The organism is Brevundimonas diminuta, from assembly GCF_050310045.1.
Lineage (GTDB): Bacteria > Pseudomonadota > Alphaproteobacteria > Caulobacterales > Caulobacteraceae > Brevundimonas > Brevundimonas diminuta_F.
Genome location: NZ_CP190005.1, coordinates 1,892,237 through 1,908,572, shown reverse-complemented (window position 1 = coordinate 1,908,572; position 16,336 = coordinate 1,892,237). Strand labels below are relative to the sequence as shown.

Annotated in this window: 19 protein-coding genes and 3 tRNA genes; 15 read left to right on the top strand and 7 right to left on the bottom strand. The window is 65.4% G+C overall.

The genetic code is table 11. The features are described from left to right. Positions 1–4: 4 nt before the first annotated feature. The 3 genes from mgtE to ACORJG_RS09270 all read right to left on the bottom strand — a co-directional run bounded on the left by mgtE (position 5) and on the right by ACORJG_RS09270 (position 1,930). Positions 5–1,423 (bottom strand): magnesium transporter, encoded by a 1,419-nt coding sequence (gene mgtE, locus ACORJG_RS09280; RefSeq protein WP_427788753.1) that lies wholly within the window; start codon positions 1,421–1,423, stop codon positions 5–7. Between the two features lie 63 nt (positions 1,424–1,486). Continuing rightward, a tRNA-Leu gene (locus ACORJG_RS09275) sits at positions 1,487–1,571 on the bottom strand. A gap of 107 nt (positions 1,572–1,678) precedes the next feature. Then, on the bottom strand, positions 1,679–1,930 hold the full coding sequence (locus ACORJG_RS09270) for a FliM/FliN family flagellar motor switch protein (protein ID WP_003164329.1): 252 nt from the start codon (positions 1,928–1,930) through the stop codon (positions 1,679–1,681). A gap of 65 nt (positions 1,931–1,995) precedes the next feature. On the opposite strand from ACORJG_RS09270, the gene lipB reads away from it, so the two are divergent. Beyond that, entirely contained in the window at positions 1,996–2,712 is a 717-nt protein-coding gene (gene lipB / locus ACORJG_RS09265; RefSeq protein ID WP_427788751.1) for a lipoyl(octanoyl) transferase LipB, read from the top strand. On the opposite strand, the gene ACORJG_RS09260 is transcribed toward lipB, so the two are convergent. Further along, complete coding sequence (locus tag ACORJG_RS09260) at positions 2,688–3,104, bottom strand: DUF805 domain-containing protein (protein ID WP_427788750.1); 417 nt, start codon at positions 3,102–3,104, stop codon at positions 2,688–2,690. The genes lipB and ACORJG_RS09260 overlap by 25 nt on opposite strands. A 190-nt stretch (positions 3,105–3,294) precedes the next feature. On the opposite strand from ACORJG_RS09260, the gene msrB reads away from it, so the two are divergent. The 3 genes from msrB to ACORJG_RS09245 all read left to right on the top strand — a co-directional run bounded on the left by msrB (position 3,295) and on the right by ACORJG_RS09245 (position 5,253). Then, entirely contained in the window at positions 3,295–3,786 is a 492-nt protein-coding gene (msrB, locus tag ACORJG_RS09255; protein ID WP_427793005.1) for a peptide-methionine (R)-S-oxide reductase MsrB, read from the top strand. Between the two features lie 49 nt (positions 3,787–3,835). After that, positions 3,836–4,462 (top strand): hypothetical protein, encoded by a 627-nt coding sequence (locus ACORJG_RS09250; protein ID WP_427788748.1) that lies wholly within the window; start codon positions 3,836–3,838, stop codon positions 4,460–4,462. 122 nt (positions 4,463–4,584) lie between these two features. Beyond that, a complete protein-coding gene (locus ACORJG_RS09245; RefSeq protein WP_427788746.1) occupies positions 4,585–5,253 on the top strand; it encodes a DedA family protein in 669 nt (222 codons plus the stop codon). 301 nt (positions 5,254–5,554) lie between these two features. Here ACORJG_RS09245 and ACORJG_RS09240 read toward each other — a convergent pair whose 3' ends face one another. The 3 genes from ACORJG_RS09240 to ACORJG_RS09230 form a co-directional block, all read right to left on the bottom strand. Continuing rightward, positions 5,555–8,827, bottom strand: a complete 3,273-nt coding sequence (locus tag ACORJG_RS09240) for an amidohydrolase family protein (protein ID WP_427788744.1) — start codon at positions 8,825–8,827, stop codon at positions 5,555–5,557. Between the two features lie 230 nt (positions 8,828–9,057). Continuing rightward, a complete protein-coding gene (locus ACORJG_RS09235) occupies positions 9,058–9,366 on the bottom strand; it encodes a hypothetical protein (RefSeq protein ID WP_427788742.1) in 309 nt (102 codons plus the stop codon). Between the two features lie 161 nt (positions 9,367–9,527). Next, a tRNA-Thr gene (locus ACORJG_RS09230) sits at positions 9,528–9,602 on the bottom strand. 99 nt (positions 9,603–9,701) lie between these two features. On the opposite strand from ACORJG_RS09230, the gene ACORJG_RS09225 reads away from it, so the two are divergent. The 11 genes from ACORJG_RS09225 (at position 9,702) to ACORJG_RS09175 (ending at position 16,264) form a co-directional block, all read left to right on the top strand. Continuing rightward, the gene (locus ACORJG_RS09225) at positions 9,702–9,887 is read left to right on the top strand and encodes a hypothetical protein (protein ID WP_427788741.1); all 186 of its coding nucleotides are present in this window, start codon (positions 9,702–9,704) and stop codon (positions 9,885–9,887) included. Positions 9,888–9,998: 111 nt separating this feature from the next. After that, positions 9,999–11,288: a UDP-N-acetylglucosamine 1-carboxyvinyltransferase gene (murA, locus tag ACORJG_RS09220; protein WP_427788739.1), complete on the top strand. Its 1,290-nt coding sequence runs from the start codon at positions 9,999–10,001 to the stop codon at positions 11,286–11,288. Beyond that, a complete protein-coding gene (locus ACORJG_RS09215; protein ID WP_427788737.1) occupies positions 11,278–11,766 on the top strand; it encodes a DUF2948 family protein in 489 nt (162 codons plus the stop codon). Before murA ends, ACORJG_RS09215 begins: the two co-directional genes overlap by 11 nt. Further along, entirely contained in the window at positions 11,763–12,230 is a 468-nt protein-coding gene (locus ACORJG_RS09210; protein ID WP_427788736.1) for a UPF0262 family protein, read from the top strand. The genes ACORJG_RS09215 and ACORJG_RS09210 overlap by 4 nt, the downstream gene beginning before the upstream one ends. Positions 12,231–12,335: 105 nt before the next feature. After that, positions 12,336–12,554 (top strand): translation initiation factor IF-1, encoded by a 219-nt coding sequence (infA, locus tag ACORJG_RS09205; RefSeq protein ID WP_003164348.1) that lies wholly within the window; start codon positions 12,336–12,338, stop codon positions 12,552–12,554. Between the two features lie 8 nt (positions 12,555–12,562). After that, a complete protein-coding gene (locus ACORJG_RS09200) occupies positions 12,563–13,162 on the top strand; it encodes a Maf family protein (protein ID WP_427788734.1) in 600 nt (199 codons plus the stop codon). Then, a complete protein-coding gene (locus tag ACORJG_RS09195) occupies positions 13,162–14,172 on the top strand; it encodes an RNA-binding protein (protein WP_427788732.1) in 1,011 nt (336 codons plus the stop codon). The genes ACORJG_RS09200 and ACORJG_RS09195 overlap by 1 nt, the downstream gene beginning before the upstream one ends. A gap of 3 nt (positions 14,173–14,175) precedes the next feature. Continuing rightward, positions 14,176–14,340, top strand: coding sequence for a DNA gyrase inhibitor YacG (locus ACORJG_RS09190; protein WP_346531970.1), 165 nt, complete (start codon positions 14,176–14,178; stop codon positions 14,338–14,340). A 63-nt stretch (positions 14,341–14,403) separates the two neighbouring features. After that, positions 14,404–14,479 (top strand) — tRNA-Phe (locus tag ACORJG_RS09185). Between the two features lie 430 nt (positions 14,480–14,909). After that, entirely contained in the window at positions 14,910–15,827 is a 918-nt protein-coding gene (locus ACORJG_RS09180; protein WP_427788730.1) for a MotA/TolQ/ExbB proton channel family protein, read from the top strand. 5 nt (positions 15,828–15,832) lie between these two features. After that, a complete protein-coding gene (locus tag ACORJG_RS09175) occupies positions 15,833–16,264 on the top strand; it encodes an ExbD/TolR family protein (protein WP_427788729.1) in 432 nt (143 codons plus the stop codon). The last annotated feature ends 72 nt before the right edge of the window (positions 16,265–16,336 follow it).

Sequence of the window (16,336 nt, the reverse complement as noted above, 5' to 3'; positions counted from 1 at the left end):
TGGTTCAAAGCAGGACGATGGTCGCCAGGCCGAGGAAGATCAGGAAGCCGAAGAAGTCCGTCGTCGCTGTCACGAACACGGCTGAGGAGACGGCCGGGTCGAACTTCAGCCGGGCCAGCGTCAGGGGCGTCAGCACGCCCACGCTGGCGGCCACCAGCAGATTCAGGATCATGGCCGTGGCGATGACGCCGCCGATGCGCCAGTCCTGGAACCAGAAGCCCGCCGCCAGACCGACCAGAGGCGCCAGCACAAAGCCGTTGGCCAGACCCACGGCCATCTCGCGCCAGAAGGTGCGCAGGGCGTTGGAGGCGTTCAACTCACGTGTCGCCAGGGCGCGCACGGTGACGGTCAGGGCCTGCGTCCCCGCATTGCCGCCGATGGCCGAGACGATGGGCATCAGCACGGCAAGCGCGACGATCTGCTGGATGGTGCCTTCGAACAGGGCGATGACGCTGGCGCCCAGCATGGCGGTGAACAGGTTGACGCCCAGCCACGGCACGCGACCGCGCACGATCTCCATCACGCTGGACGAACGGTCTTCGTCGGCGACGCCGGCCAGACGCAGGATGTCCTCGCGGTTCTCTTCCTGAATGATGTTGACGACGTCATCGACGGTCAGCTGGCCGACCAACCGCCCGCCCGTATCGACCACAGGCGCCGAGATCAGGTGATATTTCTCGAAGATATAGGCGACTTCTTCCTGATCGACGTCCACCTCGATGGCGTTGACCGGCTCCATCAGTTCGGTCAGCGGCGTGGTGCGCGGGCTGCGCAGCATCCGGCTGATGGCGACGCCGCCGATCGGCCGGTTCATCGGATCGACGACATAGATGTCGAAGAACAGTTCTGGCAGGTCGTCGCCCTGTGAGCGCACGTGGTCGATGGTGTCGCCGACGTTCCAGAACTGCGGCGCGGCCATGAACTCGCGCTGCATCAGGCGACCGGCCGAATCCTCTCTATAGCCCAGCGAGGATTCGATGGCGGCGCGCTCGACCTCGGGCATGGCGGCCAGCACGCGCTCACGCTGATCGTCCTCAAGGTCTTCAACGACCGAGGCGGCGTCGTCCGAATCCAGTTCCTGCAGCGCTTCGGCCAGGGTGGCCGAGGGGACGCGCTCCAGCACCTTTTCGCGGATGCCGTCGTCCATCTCGGGCAGGGATTCGGCCAGCAGGTCCGGCGGCAGCCACTGGACCACGACCGAGCGATGCTCGGCGGTCAGAAAGCCCATCAGATCGGCGACGTCGGCGGGGTGCAGGTCTTCCAGCAGGCTGCGCAGTCGCATCCCGTCGCCGTCGTCTGCGGCGTCCACGACCTTTTCGACGAAGGCGGCCGTCAGGGCGTAGTCTTCACCGAGGGCGGCGTGATCTTCATCTTCGAGATGGGGGTCTTCGGGGCGCAGAGGGGCAAAGTCCGTGTGGGTCACGTATCTGCCTCCTCTGAGATGATATCAGCCGTGTTTAGCCGAACTTCGCCCTGTCAGATCAGATGGTGCGGTCGAGAAGACTCGAACTTCCACGGGTTGCCCCACAGCGACCTCAACGCTGCGCGTCTACCAATTCCGCCACGACCGCTCGCATCGGAGGGCGGGCAATAGCGGAGAGCCGACGGAAAGAAAAGAGCGTTTTGCGGAAATAGCGGAGAGAGGCGCAATTCCTTCTCCTGTCAGGCGAGGGATAGCTCAGGCGGCTCCGGCCATGAAGTCATAGACATCCGCCGGGCGCGTCACTGTGATGGCGATGCGGTCGTCGCGAATCTCGATCTCACCACGCGCGACCGGGTGGTTGTTGGCCAGGATCCAGACCTCGTCCTTTTCCGAGGCGTCCAGCGGGATCACCGCGCCGCGGCCCATGCGCAGCAGTTGCTGCATCGGCAGGACCGAACGGCCCAGCACGACCGAAATCTCGACATCGACGGCTTCGATCTGGCTCAAGACGATACTCGCAAATCAACGGGCGGCCCTTGCGCCGCCGCGTTCGGCCCCACATTGAGGGCATCATGCTTGCCGACCCGTTAAACTCTTCCCAACGCCGCCTGTTTCGCGAAGACGGCCGTCCTGTCGAATGGGCGCTGTCGTCCGGCTATGTCGACTACGCCGCCGCCGAGGCCGCCATGGAGGCGCGCGTCGCCGCGATCGCCGCCGGAGAGGCCGAAGAGCTGGTCTGGCTGCTGGAACACCCGCCGCTCTATACCGCAGGCGTCTCGGCCAAGGACGACGACCTGCTGGCGCCCGACCGCTTTCCGGTGCACCGGACGGGGCGGGGCGGGCAGTTCACCTATCACGGGCCGGGCCAGCGCGTGGCCTATGTGATGCTGGACCTGAACCGGCGCGGCAAGGACGTGCGCGGCTTCGTTCACGGACTGGAGGACTGGATCATCGGCGCCCTGGACCGTTTCGGCGTCGAGGCGGGAATGCGCGAAGGCCGCGTCGGCGTCTGGGTCGAACGCAAGGGTGCGGGCTGGAGCCGCGAGGACAAGATCGCCGCCATCGGCGTCAAGGTCCGCAAATGGGTCAGCTTCCACGGCATCAGCCTGAACGTAGAGCCTGACCTCGATCATTTCGGCGGCATCGTGCCGTGCGGCATCACCGAGCATGGCGTGACCAGCCTGGTCGATCTGGGCGTTCTGGCGACGATGGATGAGGCGGACGATGCGCTGAAATCGTCCTTCCAGCGGGTGTTCGGCCCGGTTCAGACGGGCGTGGCGCCGGTCTGACGGCGGGCGCCGGGAGCGGCGCCGTAGCGGTTGAACGTTTTCTGGCCCGGCAGGACTGCAAGGTCGAAGGCGACAAGGGCGAGCGCGGCTGCGGCGACCCACGCCAGCAATGTCTGCGGCTGGAGCCACGCCAGGCTGAAGGCCAGCAGGATCGGCCCGCTCCACCAGCCTGAGCGGCCGCGGTCATGCAGACGCTGGGACAGGACGCAGAAGCCGCCGTAGATCAGGCCCGCAGCGATCACCGGGTGCAGCCACAACGGCGTCGGCAGCCACAGGTCGACCGCCGCCCAGACGCCGATCAGACAGGCCGCGCCCGCCACAAAGCGGATACGGCCGATGCGCCCCGTCGAGTTCAGAAAGAGATCAGCCGCGGGGGCGTAGGGGGCGGTCATTCAGCATCAGCAGCGATCGGCGCATTTTGCGCCTGCGGTGTGCAGGGCCTAGTCGGGAAACGGCTGGACGTAAACCGCAGGCAGGGTTCGGTCGCGCAATCGTCAATGATCGCCGGTTTGGAGCAGAGCCTGCGCGCGACCGTTTGCGGCCATGCTGGAACGGGGGCGCAGGGCCGCCTATCTTCTGTGGATGACCCAGACTGAATCCGACGCTCCGATGCGCTCCGCCTCCGGCTACGACCTGACGCCGCCGACCGACAGCCAGCGCGTGGCGCTGGAGGCCGACCTGTCGCCGGAAGAAAAGCGCGTGCTTCTGGCTCACGGCACCGAGGCGCCCTTTTGCGGAACCCTGCTGGGTGAAAAGCGGGCAGGGGTCTTCTGCTGCCGTGAATGCGGCCTGCCGCTGTTCCGCTCAGGCACCAAGTTTGAGAGCGGCACCGGTTGGCCCAGTTTCAACGCGCCGGTTGATCCGGCCCACGTCCGCGCTGTGCGCGACGAAACCTATGGCATGGTGCGGGTCGAGACGCGCTGCGCCCGCTGCGACAGCCATCAGGGCCATGTTTTCCCGGACGGGCCGCCGCCGACGGGCCTGCGTTACTGCATCAACTCGGTCGCCCTCGCTTTTGTCGCTGAAGGAGAGGCCCTGCCTGATCCTCTGGGGCGCGGCGATGGGACGGCCTGACCTTGGCCGCATTTGCGCGTAGGGTGATTTCGAACGGGAGCATAAGCGAATGCTGATTGAACTCATGGCCGCCTCCCTCCTGCTGGCCGCCAGCGATCCGGAAGGCGTCGTTTCGACCGCGCCGCGCGGCGGTTCGGGCGCCGTGCCGACGGCGACGGCGGCTGCTCTGGCCGAGACGGTGACGGAGGCCTCGCCCGCCGTGACGCTGCAGACGGCGGCGCCGCATGGTCTGAATACGGAGCAGCAGATTTCCCGCTGGCTGGGCGAACGTCGTGGCGACGCCCGCCCCGTCGAGACCTGGGCCGACGCCTGGGAAGAGGCCGCACCGAGCAAGATGCACGGTCAGGTCAGCGCCGGAATCGGCACCGGCGGCTATCAGGATTTCGGCGCGGCCGTCTCCCTGCCTCTGGGTGAAAACGGCACGCTGAACCTCAGCTTCAGCCAGACGAAGAACGCGCCGTGGGGCTATGGTTACGGCTATGGTCCGTTCGGTTTCGATCCCTATGGGTTCGGCGCAGGGCGCTATGGCTTCGGCGGCTATGGCTGGCGTGACGCCTATGGCGCGGCGCCGGGGCCGTGGGGCGTGCGCAGCCTGCGCGATCATCAGGAACGGCGCATTCGTCCCTTCAGCCCGGACGATGAGCCGCGCGATATGACGGACGACGCCGGACGATAGGGCGTATCGGCCGAAAAAGTGCGTCCTGACGGTCACGGAATGCGCTTTTTACCCGATGGCGTCGCATCGCCGCATTTCCTTTCTATGTCCTGATCCCATATGCCCTCGGGCAAAGGATCAGTATGGACAGCTTACTCACCTCGGCCGCCGAATTCATCGCCCGCAACGCCATGTGGGCCGGGGTGATTCTGGGTATCGTGACCTTTTTTGAATCGCTGGTGGTCATCGGCGCCTTCGTTCCGGCGACCGGGCTTCTGGTCGCGGCGGGCGGTCTGGTGGCGGCCGGGGTTCTGGACCCCTTCACCGTCATCGCCGGATGCGTGATCGGCGCCGTTCTGGGCGACGCCATCTCTTATTGGATCGGACGACGGCTGGGGACGCGGGTGTTGCGGCATCATCTGCTGGTTCCGCACCGGCGCAAGTTGGCGTGGACGCGCCTCTACTGCCGTCGCTACGGCGTGGCCTCCATCTTCATCGGCCGCTTCTTCGGACCGCTGCGGGCCTTTGTGCCGGTGATGGTGGGCGTGCTGCAGATGCGTCAGCGCGTATTCCAGGTCGCCAATGTCACCTCGGCCTTCGTTTGGGTGGTGGCCATGCTTGCGCCCGGCTATCTGGCCGCCAGAGGCCTGGCGCGGCTGGAGATGATGACGGAGGCGCACAATCCGACCCTGTGGTTGCTGGCCTTTGGCGTGGTGGTGCTGGCGCTGGTTCTGGCCATGCGCTGGATGAAGGGCCGTGCAGCGCGCCGCAATGCCCTGCTGGAAGCGTCGGTGCGGGGCGTGGGGGAGTAGGCTCACCCGCTCATTGGGAGAGGTGTGGGGCGCAAGGCCAGAGGCCGCCCCTTGGCCACCTTCGGCTTGCTTTGAGCTGTGTCTCTTATCCCCGTGCATCCCGGCAGACGCCGGAATCCAGTGCTTTGGCTTCAAAGCGTTCAGCTCAGCGTTTTAGGACCAGGTTCGGCTCACTCTCTGGATCCCGCCGTCCGCCGGGATGAGCGGAGGGGGAAGGGACTGATTAACGCTCAAACTAAACGGCCACGAAAAAGGGCCCGGCGGATGCCAGGCCCTTTCGCGTTCCTGCCTTGCGGCGGGATCAGTCGTGGGTGTGGCTGTGCGATTCGGCGGCCGTGACCGTGCCCGAGGCGCTCCAGGCCTGACCGTCTTCGCTCTCGAACCAGAACGGCTTGCGCTCAGGGCCGCCGACCTCGTTCATGTGGTCGTCATAGAGGCGGCCGTTGATCATGGTGTAGCCGATCTTGGTCGAGTCCCGCAGGTTCTCGAGCGGATTGGCGTTCAGCACGACCAGGTCCGCCAGCTTGCCGACTTCCAGCGAGCCGATGTCCTTGTCCATCCCCAGCGCGCTGGCGCCGTTGATGGTGCCGACGCGCAGGGCCTCGTGCGGGCTCATGCCGCCCTGTTCGAACATCCACAGCTCCCAGTGGGCGCCGAGGCCTTCGCGCTGGCCGTGGGCGCCGATCTGGACCGAGACGCCCTGATCCATCAGCCGCTTCGATTCGCGGGCGATGGAGATGTGGTTCAGCTCTTCCGGCGGGGTCTTCACGGGACGGCGCGAGCGGTTGTCCAGAATGCGGCGCGGGACATACTGGCTCAGGATCGGGTCGTTCCAGACGTCCGTGACCTCATACCAGTGGTTCTCGCCCCAGGCGCCGCCGAAGCCGACGATCAGGGTCGGCGTATAGGCCGTGCCCGTCTGCGACCACAGTTGCACCGCATCGTCGTACATCCGCGCCACCGGCACCGAGTGCTCGATGGTGGTGTGGCCATCGACCAGCATGCTCATGTTGACGTTATAGAGCGAGCCGCCTTCCGGAACGACCATCATGCCCAGTTCGCGGGCGGCCTGCATGATCTGCTGGCGCTGGTCGCGACGGGGCTGGTTGTAGCTCTTGACGCTCCAGGCGCCGACGGCCTGCATCCGGCGAAGGTGCGAGCGCGCGTCGTCCAGGCTGTTGATCACCGCCGTGGTCGGCGTGGCCGCTCCATACAGGACCGTGCCGGTCGAGAAGATCCGCGGGGCCACGACGCGACCGGCCTTGGCCAGTTCGCTGTGGGCGAAGATTTCGCTGTTGTTGTTCGACGGGTCGTGCAGCGTCGTCACGCCGAAGGCCAGGGCGGCGTAGTTCACCCAGCTCTGCTGCGGGATGATCTGATCCGAGCCCATGGGGCCGTGCCAGTGGGCGTCCACCAGACCGGGGATGATGGTCTTGCCGGCCATATCCATGACGCGGGCGCCGGCCGGAACCGTGACCGAGCCGCGCGGGCCGATGGCCTCGATGCGGTTGCCGTTGATGACGACGACGCCGTCCTCGATGACTTCCTCGCCCTTCATGGTGATCAGGCGCGCGCCCGACAGGACGGTCACGCCGGTCGGACGGGCGTAGTCGGCGCTGAAGCCGATCTTGATGCCATGCTCGGCGGGCTTGGGCAGATCAGCCGGGGCGCCGTCGACGAAGGCGAAGCTTTCGCTCAGCGGACGCGAGAACAGCTCCGGTCCCATCGACCACTGCAGACGGCTGGAATCGCCCGACCAGTGCAGCCATTCGCCCGCATCGCGGGTGACGCGCGTCTGCGGCAGGGCCTTGGTGTCGGCGCCGACTGTGATGGCGCGGCCCGTGGAGGCGAAGGGGGCGATATAGGCGTTGAAACGTTCGGTCCAGGCGATCCACTGCTCGTCCGGCGAGACCGAGAACTCGGCCGCCCATTCGCTGCTCAGGTGGTTGCGCACCTCGCCGCCCGACAGGTTCATCGAGCGCAGGACGCGCTTGTCGCCATCACGCGCGCTGACGAAGATCCGGTCGTTGCTGGCGCCGAACTGCGGCGTGGTCCCTGAATCGGTGATCTTGACCGGCGCGCCGCCACGGACGGAAACGCGGTAGACGCCCGGCTCGCGGCTCCACAGGGCCGAACGCAGATAGCCGTCGCTGGAGGTGCGATAGACGACTGTCTGGCCGTCCGGCGAGAAGCGCGGCTCCAGATAGTGGCCGGGATTGGTCGTGATGGTCCGACCTTCGCCGCCCGTGGCGGGGATGACGCGGATGGAGCCCAGCTTGTCGTCGCTCCAGGTCGTGTAGACGATCGAGCGGCCGTCGCGCGACCAGGACGGGTACAGCTCGAAATGGTCGCTCTGGCGCGTCAGGCGGCGCGGCGTTCCGGCCACGCCGTTACGCAGGTCGCGGACCCACAGATTGCCCAGGGCCTCGAACACCACCTTGGAGCCGTCCGGCGAGGTCTGCGCCCAGCGGATCATCTTCACATCGAACTGGTCCGGCGCCACCTCGACGGGGAAGCGGGCCGTTTCCTGCACCTGACGGGTGTCGGCGACGCGGAAGGGGATGTCGCTGACGGCCTTGGAAGCCACGTCGATGCGGCGAATCTTGCCGCCCGCCCAGATGACGATGGAGCCGTTGTCCGGCGTCCAGTTAAAGCCCGGATAGACGCCGTGGATGGCCCAGGTTTCCTGCATGTCGCGGTCCAGGGCGTCGTAGATCGGCGTCTCGCGCCCGGACTCTAGGTCCATGACGTAGAGCACCGACTGGTAGCGATCGCGACGCACGAAGGCCAGCGACTTGCCGTCCGGCGACGGCGTCGGGCGCACCGAGCCGCCCGGCCCGGTGACGAAGGGTTTGATCTCGCCCGTCTCGCGATCCAGTCGGCGGATCACATAGAGCTGGGTGTTGGGGTCCTTGGAATAGTCGAAGACGCCGCCCGGCGTGGCGTCGTCGCTGAAGTACATATAGCGGCCGTCGGGCGAGAAGGCGGGCTCGCCCGTGTCCTTCTGCTGGGTGCGGCGTTCGGTCAGCTGCACGCCGCTGCCGCCGCCTGCGCGGTGGTACATCCACATCTCGCCCGCGCCCAGAGAGCGCGAGGAGGTGAAGTGCTTGCGGCCGACGATGAACTGGCTGTCCGGCGTCCAGGTCGGGGAGTTCAGCAGGCGGAAGCTCTCGTTCGACACCTGACGCGGGTTGGAGCCGTCGCGGTCCATGACCCATAGATTGTCGCCGCCGCCGCGATCCGAGGTGAAGGCGATGAAGCGGCCGTCCGGCGAATAGCGCGGCTGCATGTCCCACGATACGCCCGAGGCGATCGGACGAGCGTCGCCGCCGGTGATCGGCATCACATAGATGTCGCCCAGCAGGTCGAAGACGACCTCACGCCCGTCGGGGCTGACGTCGACGGCCATCCAGGTGCCTTCGTCGACGTTGATGTTCACATTGCGCTGGGCGCCGATGGGATGCTGGACATCCCATTTGGGCGCCGCGTCCCCACCGCCGGCGGCGGGCGCCTGGGCGAACGCCGGAAAGGCCACGGTCAAAGCCGCAGCGGTGGTCAACAGGATACGCTTCATGAAAAGCCCCACAGCCCTCAAATCGGATACAGATGGCTGAAGCTAACGAGGCGGGCAGGGCCTTGACCAGTCGGGATAAGGCACGCCGTTCCGAATAATCTTCGGCCAGCGCGTGAATCCGCCCTGCAAATCAGACGAAGCGCTTGCGACCCGTTGCCGCGCCTTCGTCAGGCGTCGGCCCGCAGGCGTTTTCAGGGCGCGCGGGCCATCTGTCGCAGACGCTCTGCGGCTCAGTTAAGAGCGCGGCACTTGGAGTTGGAATTGTTGATTTCCGGGTTGTCGATGAAGCACAGAATATACTTCGCGCCGTTCGACAGGATGAAGGTGTAGGAGTTGACGTTGTCGCTGAACATCTCTGTCTGATAGTTGCTGAACGAGACGATTTTCCAGCCTTCATCAAGCAGCACCGTCATGGATTTGTCGACAGGCGCCCATTCGGTCGCACGCGAATTCTGATCTGGCAGATTGGGGCGACGCTGCGCCTGCGCCATGGCGGGGAACATCGCCAGCAGGACAAGGGCCAGGCCAAGTTTCTTCATTGCATCATCCATCCGTTCTTGGGGGCTCCGCATCAAATACGCCTGACGTCTGCTGTCGAGTCGCAACGGGGCGCAACGCGCTGATGGGCGATGATGCGGGGGGATGGAGATGCGGGGGCCGGAAATGATCGAGGCCCAAACCGTTCAGGTTTGGGCCTCGGTGGTGCCGCCGGGCAGGATTGAACTGCCGACCTCAGCCTTACCAAGGATGCGCTCTACCACTGAGCTACGGCGGCGGGGTCGCTGAGGAAGCGGCCGTATAGCCAAAGGTTTTGGCGGGGCCAAGTCCAAAATGCATGCTTGATCAAAATCTTTGGGCGCGGTCTGCTGCGATCATGGACAAGCCGACCAAAGACGCCGATGCGGCGGCCCATACGGCCGCTTCGCCTCCTGAAGCCGGTTCAGCCGCCTCGGCCAAGGCCGAACGCGCGGCGCGCCTGGCTGCGGCCCTTCGCGCGAATCTGCGCCGTCGCAAGGCGCCGGGCGCGGGCGGGGCGCGGGCGCCGAAGGACAGCAACTGAAAGTCATCCGTCATACGACGTTACGGCCTTTCGCGGTTGCGTCAGGGCTTGCTAGATAACCGGTTCGCCGGGCCGTAGGGGTCCGGGCCTCCCAGGACTTCCCCGACACCCATGGACAGCATCGTCATCCACGGCGGCCACCGCCTCAACGGCTCCATTCCGGTCAGTGGCGCCAAGAATTCGGCGATCAAGCTGATGGCGGCGTCGATCCTGACGGACCAGCCCCTGCTGCTGACCAATATGCCGCGTCTGGCGGACACGCGCTTCCTGGGACAACTGCTGCGTCAGTTCGGCGTGCAGGTGACCGAGCGGGACGGCGCCGACGGGCAGGAGACGCTGTTCCATGCGCCTGAGCTGACCTCGACCTACGCCCCCTATGATCTGGTGCGGCAGATGCGGGCGTCGTTCAATGTGCTGGGGCCGCTGCTGGCGCGGACGGGCGAGGCCAAGGTCTCCCTGCCGGGCGGCTGCACCATCGGCGCGCGGCCGGTGGACCTGCACCTGATGGCGCTGGAAGCCATGGGCGCGCAGATCGAGCTGGAAGAGGGCTATGTCACGGCCGCCGCGCCCAAGGGCCTGCATGGCGCCGAGATCGAGTTTCCCTTCGTCTCCGTCGGCGCCACTGAACACGCCCTTCTGGCGGCCGTCCTGGCGAACGGGACGACGGTGCTGAAGCGCGCCGCGCGTGAGCCGGAAATCGGCGATCTGGCCCGCTGCCTGATCGCCATGGGCGCCAAGATCGAGGGGCTGGATACGGATGTGCTGACGATCACCGGCGTCTCGTCCCTGTCGGGCGCGACCTGGTCGGTGATTCCCGATCGGATCGAAATGGGCTCCTATGCCCTGGCGGCGGCGATGGCCGGGGGCGAGGTGCGCCTGACCAAGGGCCGCGCCGACCTGATCTCGGCCCTGACCGACAAGATGGTCGAGGCGGGCGTCGAGATCGAGCCGACGGATGACGGCCTGATCGTGCGCCGTGACCCGACGCAGCGGCTGAAGGCGGTCAATCTGACGACCGAGATCTATCCGGGCTTCGCCACCGATCTGCAGGCGCAGTTCATGGCCCTGATGACGACGGCTGAGGGTGAAAGCGTCATCCATGAGAACATCTTCGAGAACCGCTTCATGCACGCGCCGGAACTGGCGCGTCTGGGCGCCGACATCACGGTCCATGCCGGCGAGGCGCGTGTGCGCGGGGTCGAGACTCTGAAGGGGGCGCAGGTGATGGCGACCGACCTTCGGGCCTCAATGTCTCTGGTCATCGCCGGCCTTGTGGCCGAAGGTGAAACAACGGTCGGCCGCGTCTATCATCTGGACCGCGGCTTTGAGCGCATGGAACAGAAACTCAGCGCCTGCGGCGCGGATGTCCGAAGGATCAGGGGGGAGGGCGATGAACACTGACAGCGAACTGGCCCTGACCCCGGAGCAGGACGCGACGCATGAAGCCCTGTCGCCGATCGCCCCCCTGCGACTTCTGGCCGAAGATGCGGACGATCTGCAGATCATTTCGGCGGCGCTTCAGGACGCCATCATGCGTCCGATGGACATCCGCTGGGAAAAGGAAGCCCGGCGGCTGACGCTGATCCTGTCTCGTTTCTGTTGGGAATGCGGCGGCACGCGGGTGATGGCCGCCATGCAGTTCGGCGACGTCCAGGCCGTCAAGAGCCGACGCCTGCCGCGTCTGCCGGAAGCGGCGCTTGAGCTGCTGGCGCTCGACTTCCTGCCGGACGAGGCGCCGGGCGGTCAGGTGATGATGATGTTCGCAGGCGGCGGCGATCTTCGGATCGATGTGGAATGCCTGGACGCCGTGCTGACCGACCTGTCGGAGCGGTGGCCTGCACGCATCGCGCCGACCCATCTGGATGGAGCGCCGGAATGAGCGGGCCGCACAAGCTGACGTCGATCGAGATCGACAATGCGACCCTTCCGGCCGCCACGGCTGAAATCGAGCATGAGCGCCGCGTGGCGATCTTCGATCTGGTTGAACAGAACAGCTTTGCACCCGAAGGCGCCGACGGCGGTCCTTATGCGCTGAAGCTGTCGTCACAGGACAACCGGCTGGCCTTTGATGTGACCGGGCCTGATTTCAGCCGCACGCACGTCCTGTCGCTGACGCCGATGAAGACGGTGATCCGTGACTACGGCCTGATCTGCGAAAGCTATTATGAAGCCTTGCGCGGGTCTTCTCCCAGCCAGATCGAGGCGGTCGACATGGGGCGCAGGGGCCTGCACAATGAAGGCGCCGGGCTGCTGAAAACGCGGCTGGAAGGCAAGGTTGAGATCGATCAGGAGACGGCGCGCCGACTCTTCACGCTGATCTGCGCCCTCTACCGTCGGGGCTGAACTCGACTATCACAGCGTTTTGGTGCATTAGGCGCCCTCACTTTCACGGCTCGCGCTCACGCCCGGCGCGGGCCCGTAGCTGTTCACACGGGCGAGAGAGGCCGCATGGCTAAGGAAGAACTGCTGGAGTTTCCCGGCGTGGTCAGTGAATTGCTGCCCAACGCGACGTTTCGCGTGACGCTGGAAAACGATCACGAGATCATCGCCCACACGGCGGGCAAGATGCGCAAGAATCGCATCCGGGTGCTGGCCGGCGACAAGGTGCTGGTCGAAATGACGCCCTATGACCTGACCAAGGGTCGCATCACCTACCGCTTCAAGTAAGGACGCGCGTGTCGCGTCCTGACGCTTCGGCTCCGAGGCTGATCCTGGCCTCGTCGAGCCCGCGCCGCATAGAATTGCTGGCGCAGATCGGCATCGCGCCCGATCTGGTCGATCCTGCTGATATTGATGAAACGCCTGAAAAGGCCGAATCTCCTGCGCGTCTGGCGCAGCGGCTGGCCTGCTCCAAGGCGGGCGTGGTGGCTGAGCGGCATCCCGGCGATGTGGTCCTGGCCGCTGATACTGTGGTGGCCGTCGGGCGCCGCTTGCTGGAAAAGCCCGCAGATGAGGCCGAGGCGACTCGCTTCCTGAAACTGCTGTCAGGGCGTAATCATCGCGTCTTCACCGGAGTCGCGGTGATCTGCGCCGGGCGCACATCGTGGCGCGTGGTCGACACCCGTGTCAGCTTCAAGCCCTTGTCTCAGGAAGAGATCGCCGCCTACGTCGCCTCGGGTGAGTGGCGCGGCAAGGCCGGGGGCTATGGCATCCAGGGGCGCGCCGCCGCCTTCATCATCCGAATCGTCGGCAGCCATCCCGCCGTCATGGGTCTGCCCCTGTATGAGACGGCGAATCTGCTGCGCGGCGCAGGCTGGCGGGCCGAGGGGGCCTGATGGCCGATATCGAGGTCTTCCTGGACGAGGCTCCGGGCGAGACCCGGGGCGTGGTCTTTCGTGACGGCCGCGCCTGCCGCCTTATAATACAAAGAGACGACGACCGGCCGGAGCATCGTCTGGGCGCGCGCGTCGTCGGCCGCGTAGCACGACTTGCGCCGGGTCTGCACGGCGCCTTCATCGATCTGGGCGGCGGCGAGCCGTTCGGCTTCCTGCCTCTGGGCAAGGCGGATCGCCCGTCAGAGGGCGCCAAGCTTGAATTATTGATCACAGCCGAGCCGCGTGAGCGAAAAGGCCCGACCTTACGGCGTCTGAAGGATGCGGCGGGTGAACCGCGCCTGCTGGCTGCGGGGCCGACGGTCCGTGCGATTCTGCATGATCTCTATCCTGATGTGACGCCCGTGACCGGCGCCGAAGCCATCCGCGCCGCGCAGGAGGCTGAGGAGGATGTCCTCGCCGGCGGCGTGACAGCGCCTGAGGTCGGCCTTGATCTGGCGATCCAGCGCACGCGCGCTCTTATTGCGGTCGACATTGATTATGCCCCGGTCGCCGGACGTGATTCCCGAAAAGGCCGCGAGGCGGTGAATCGCGAAGGTCTGCGCCAGACGGCCCGCCTGCTGGAACTGGCCGGATGGGGCGGTCTGGTTGCGATTGATCTCGCCGGAGTCGGTCTGAACCCGGAGAACACCATGAATATGGTGCGGCAGGCTCTTGCCGGAACGCCAGGCGTCGCGATCGGGCCGCTGAGCCGGTTCGGTCTGTTGCAATTGTCTCTGCCGTGGGCGTGCACGCCCGTAGATGAGCGGCTGGCGGCGCCGGGCGCGGCCGAAAGGGCGGCGCTGCACCGTTTCAGGCTGGCCTTAGGGATGGATAAGGCGTCGCCGCGTCTGACGCTGCATTGCAGTTCGGCGTCAGAGACAATTCTTTCACCCTGGGTGGCTGTACTGGGACCGCGCGCCCACATTCGTTCCGGTGCCGCGCCGGGCGTATTCGAGATCAAGGAGGGCTGACGCATGGCCCAATGCCCCATTTGCCGTCGCGCCGAAGCCGTCGCCGCCTACAAACCCTTCTGCTCCAAGCGCTGCGCCGACGTGGATCTGCAGCGCTGGTTCAGCGGCAGCTACGCCATTCCAGCCGAAGAGGCGCACGATGATGAAAAAGATCGCGGAATTGAGTGAATTGGCGTCTGGACAGCCCGATCAGGCTCGCCTATAGAGCCGCCTCTCGCGACGCATTGCGACGCCTGGATAGCTCAGTTGGTAGAGCAGCGGATTGAAAATCCGCGTGTCGGTGGTTCGAATCCGCCTCCAGGCACCACTTTCCCCTTGCATGATGATTATTCGACGCGGCCGTAAAAAAGCCGCAAAATCGTCACGGCCGAAACATTTCTTAACATTCTGTAATCTTGCACAAATATTGCCGACTTATTGCGGTAATGTGAAATTTCCATGCGCCGGCCATCTGGAGGCGGCGATGGCGGGGTTAAAACCCATTTTACGCCCTTGACGCTCGGATAGGTGTTCGCCAAAGGGACTTAACCGCATTCTTGCTTGCAGGCTGTGGACGGGGGGGTATGGTTCCATCGCTCCAGTCTGCAAGGCGTCTCAGGATGTCTCGTAAGGGTGCGGCGCCGACCGGCGGGGGAGAAATTCCGGCGGGAGGAAAATTTCACGGTAAAGGCCCAGCCGACTGACGCGGCTTGGGTCTTGGGTTCCACGAGTCAGACCAAAGCAGGAACTGGCGAAACATGCTCGATAGCAAGAAGACGAATATCCTCCTCGCAATGGCCGGCGCTGCCGTCCTGATGGCGAGCTCGCCGGTTCTGGCGCAGGACGCGGCCGCTACGGCTGCTCCGGCCGCCGCTTCGGCGCCCGCTGCTGACGCCGCCGCTCCGGCTGCCGACGCGGCTGCTCCGGCGGCTGACGCCGCTACGGAAGAAGCTGCTCCCGCTGAAGAGGCCGCTGCCGGCCACGGCGGCGCAGGCCTTACCCCGATCGCCATGTTCATGATGGCGCACCCGGTCGTTAAGGTCGTGATGGCAGGCCTGGTCCTGGCCTCGATCTTCTCCTGGACGCTGCTGCTCATCAAACTGGTTGAGTTCAGCTCGCTGGGCAAGAAGACCAACCGCTTCCTGGAAGAGTATCGTGGTGCTCGCACCCTGGCCGACATCCGTCGCCTGGCCACCTCGGAAGAGTTCGAAGGCAACCCGCTGGCTGACATGGCCTCGGCTGCTACGGGAGAAGTTGAACTGTCGCGTCAAGCCGGTCTTGATGTCGTCGGCGCGCACCGCGACTCCACTGTCGCCCGCGCGGGCAACGCCATCGGCGCCGTTCAGGGCGGTCTGGGCATGCGCCTGTCGGGCGGCCAGCAGTTCCTGGCTTCGGTCGGTTCGTCGGGTCCGTTCATCGGTCTGTTCGGCACCGTTTACGGCATCATGAACTCCTTCATCGGCATCGCCGAGTCGAACACCACCAACCTGGCCGTCGTTGCTCCGGGTATCGCTGAAGCCCTGCTGGCTACCGGCATCGGTCTGTTCGCGGCTATCCCGGCGGTTATCTTCTACAACTACTTCAACACCCGCATCGCTTCGTACGGCGCTCGTGCTGACGGCTTCAACGCCGAACTGATGAACTCGATCTCGCGTCAACTCGACAAGGGGGCGTAAGACGGATGGCCGCCAAACTTTCCGGTTCCGGCGGCGGCAAGTACACCGTCGAGGCGAACAGCGAAATCAATGTCACACCGTTCGTGGACATTATGCTCGTTCTCCTCATCATCTTCATGGTGGCGGCTCCGCTCGCCACCGTGTCGGTGCCGGTGACGCTTCCACGCGCCGTCGCTCCGCCGGCTCCTAATCCGCCCAAGCCTGTCTTCATCTCCATCCAGAATGGCGGCGAAGTCTTTGTGGGGGATTTCAGGACGTCGGTGGGTTCCCTGGGGGATGATCTGAAGGTCCAGATCGGAACGCGCGACCCTGAGCAGGAGCGGATCTTCATCCGTGCTGACCAGCAAACGCGTTACGGGGACTTCATGCAGGTCATGAACGCCCTCCAGGATAATGGTTTTTACAGTGTCGCCCTGGTTGGCGAAGATCATTCGTAGGGGGCGTGACATAAAGCATGACTGCTGAACCTCACGAGCACCGCGACCCTCTGCTCGACGCACCGAAGAAAA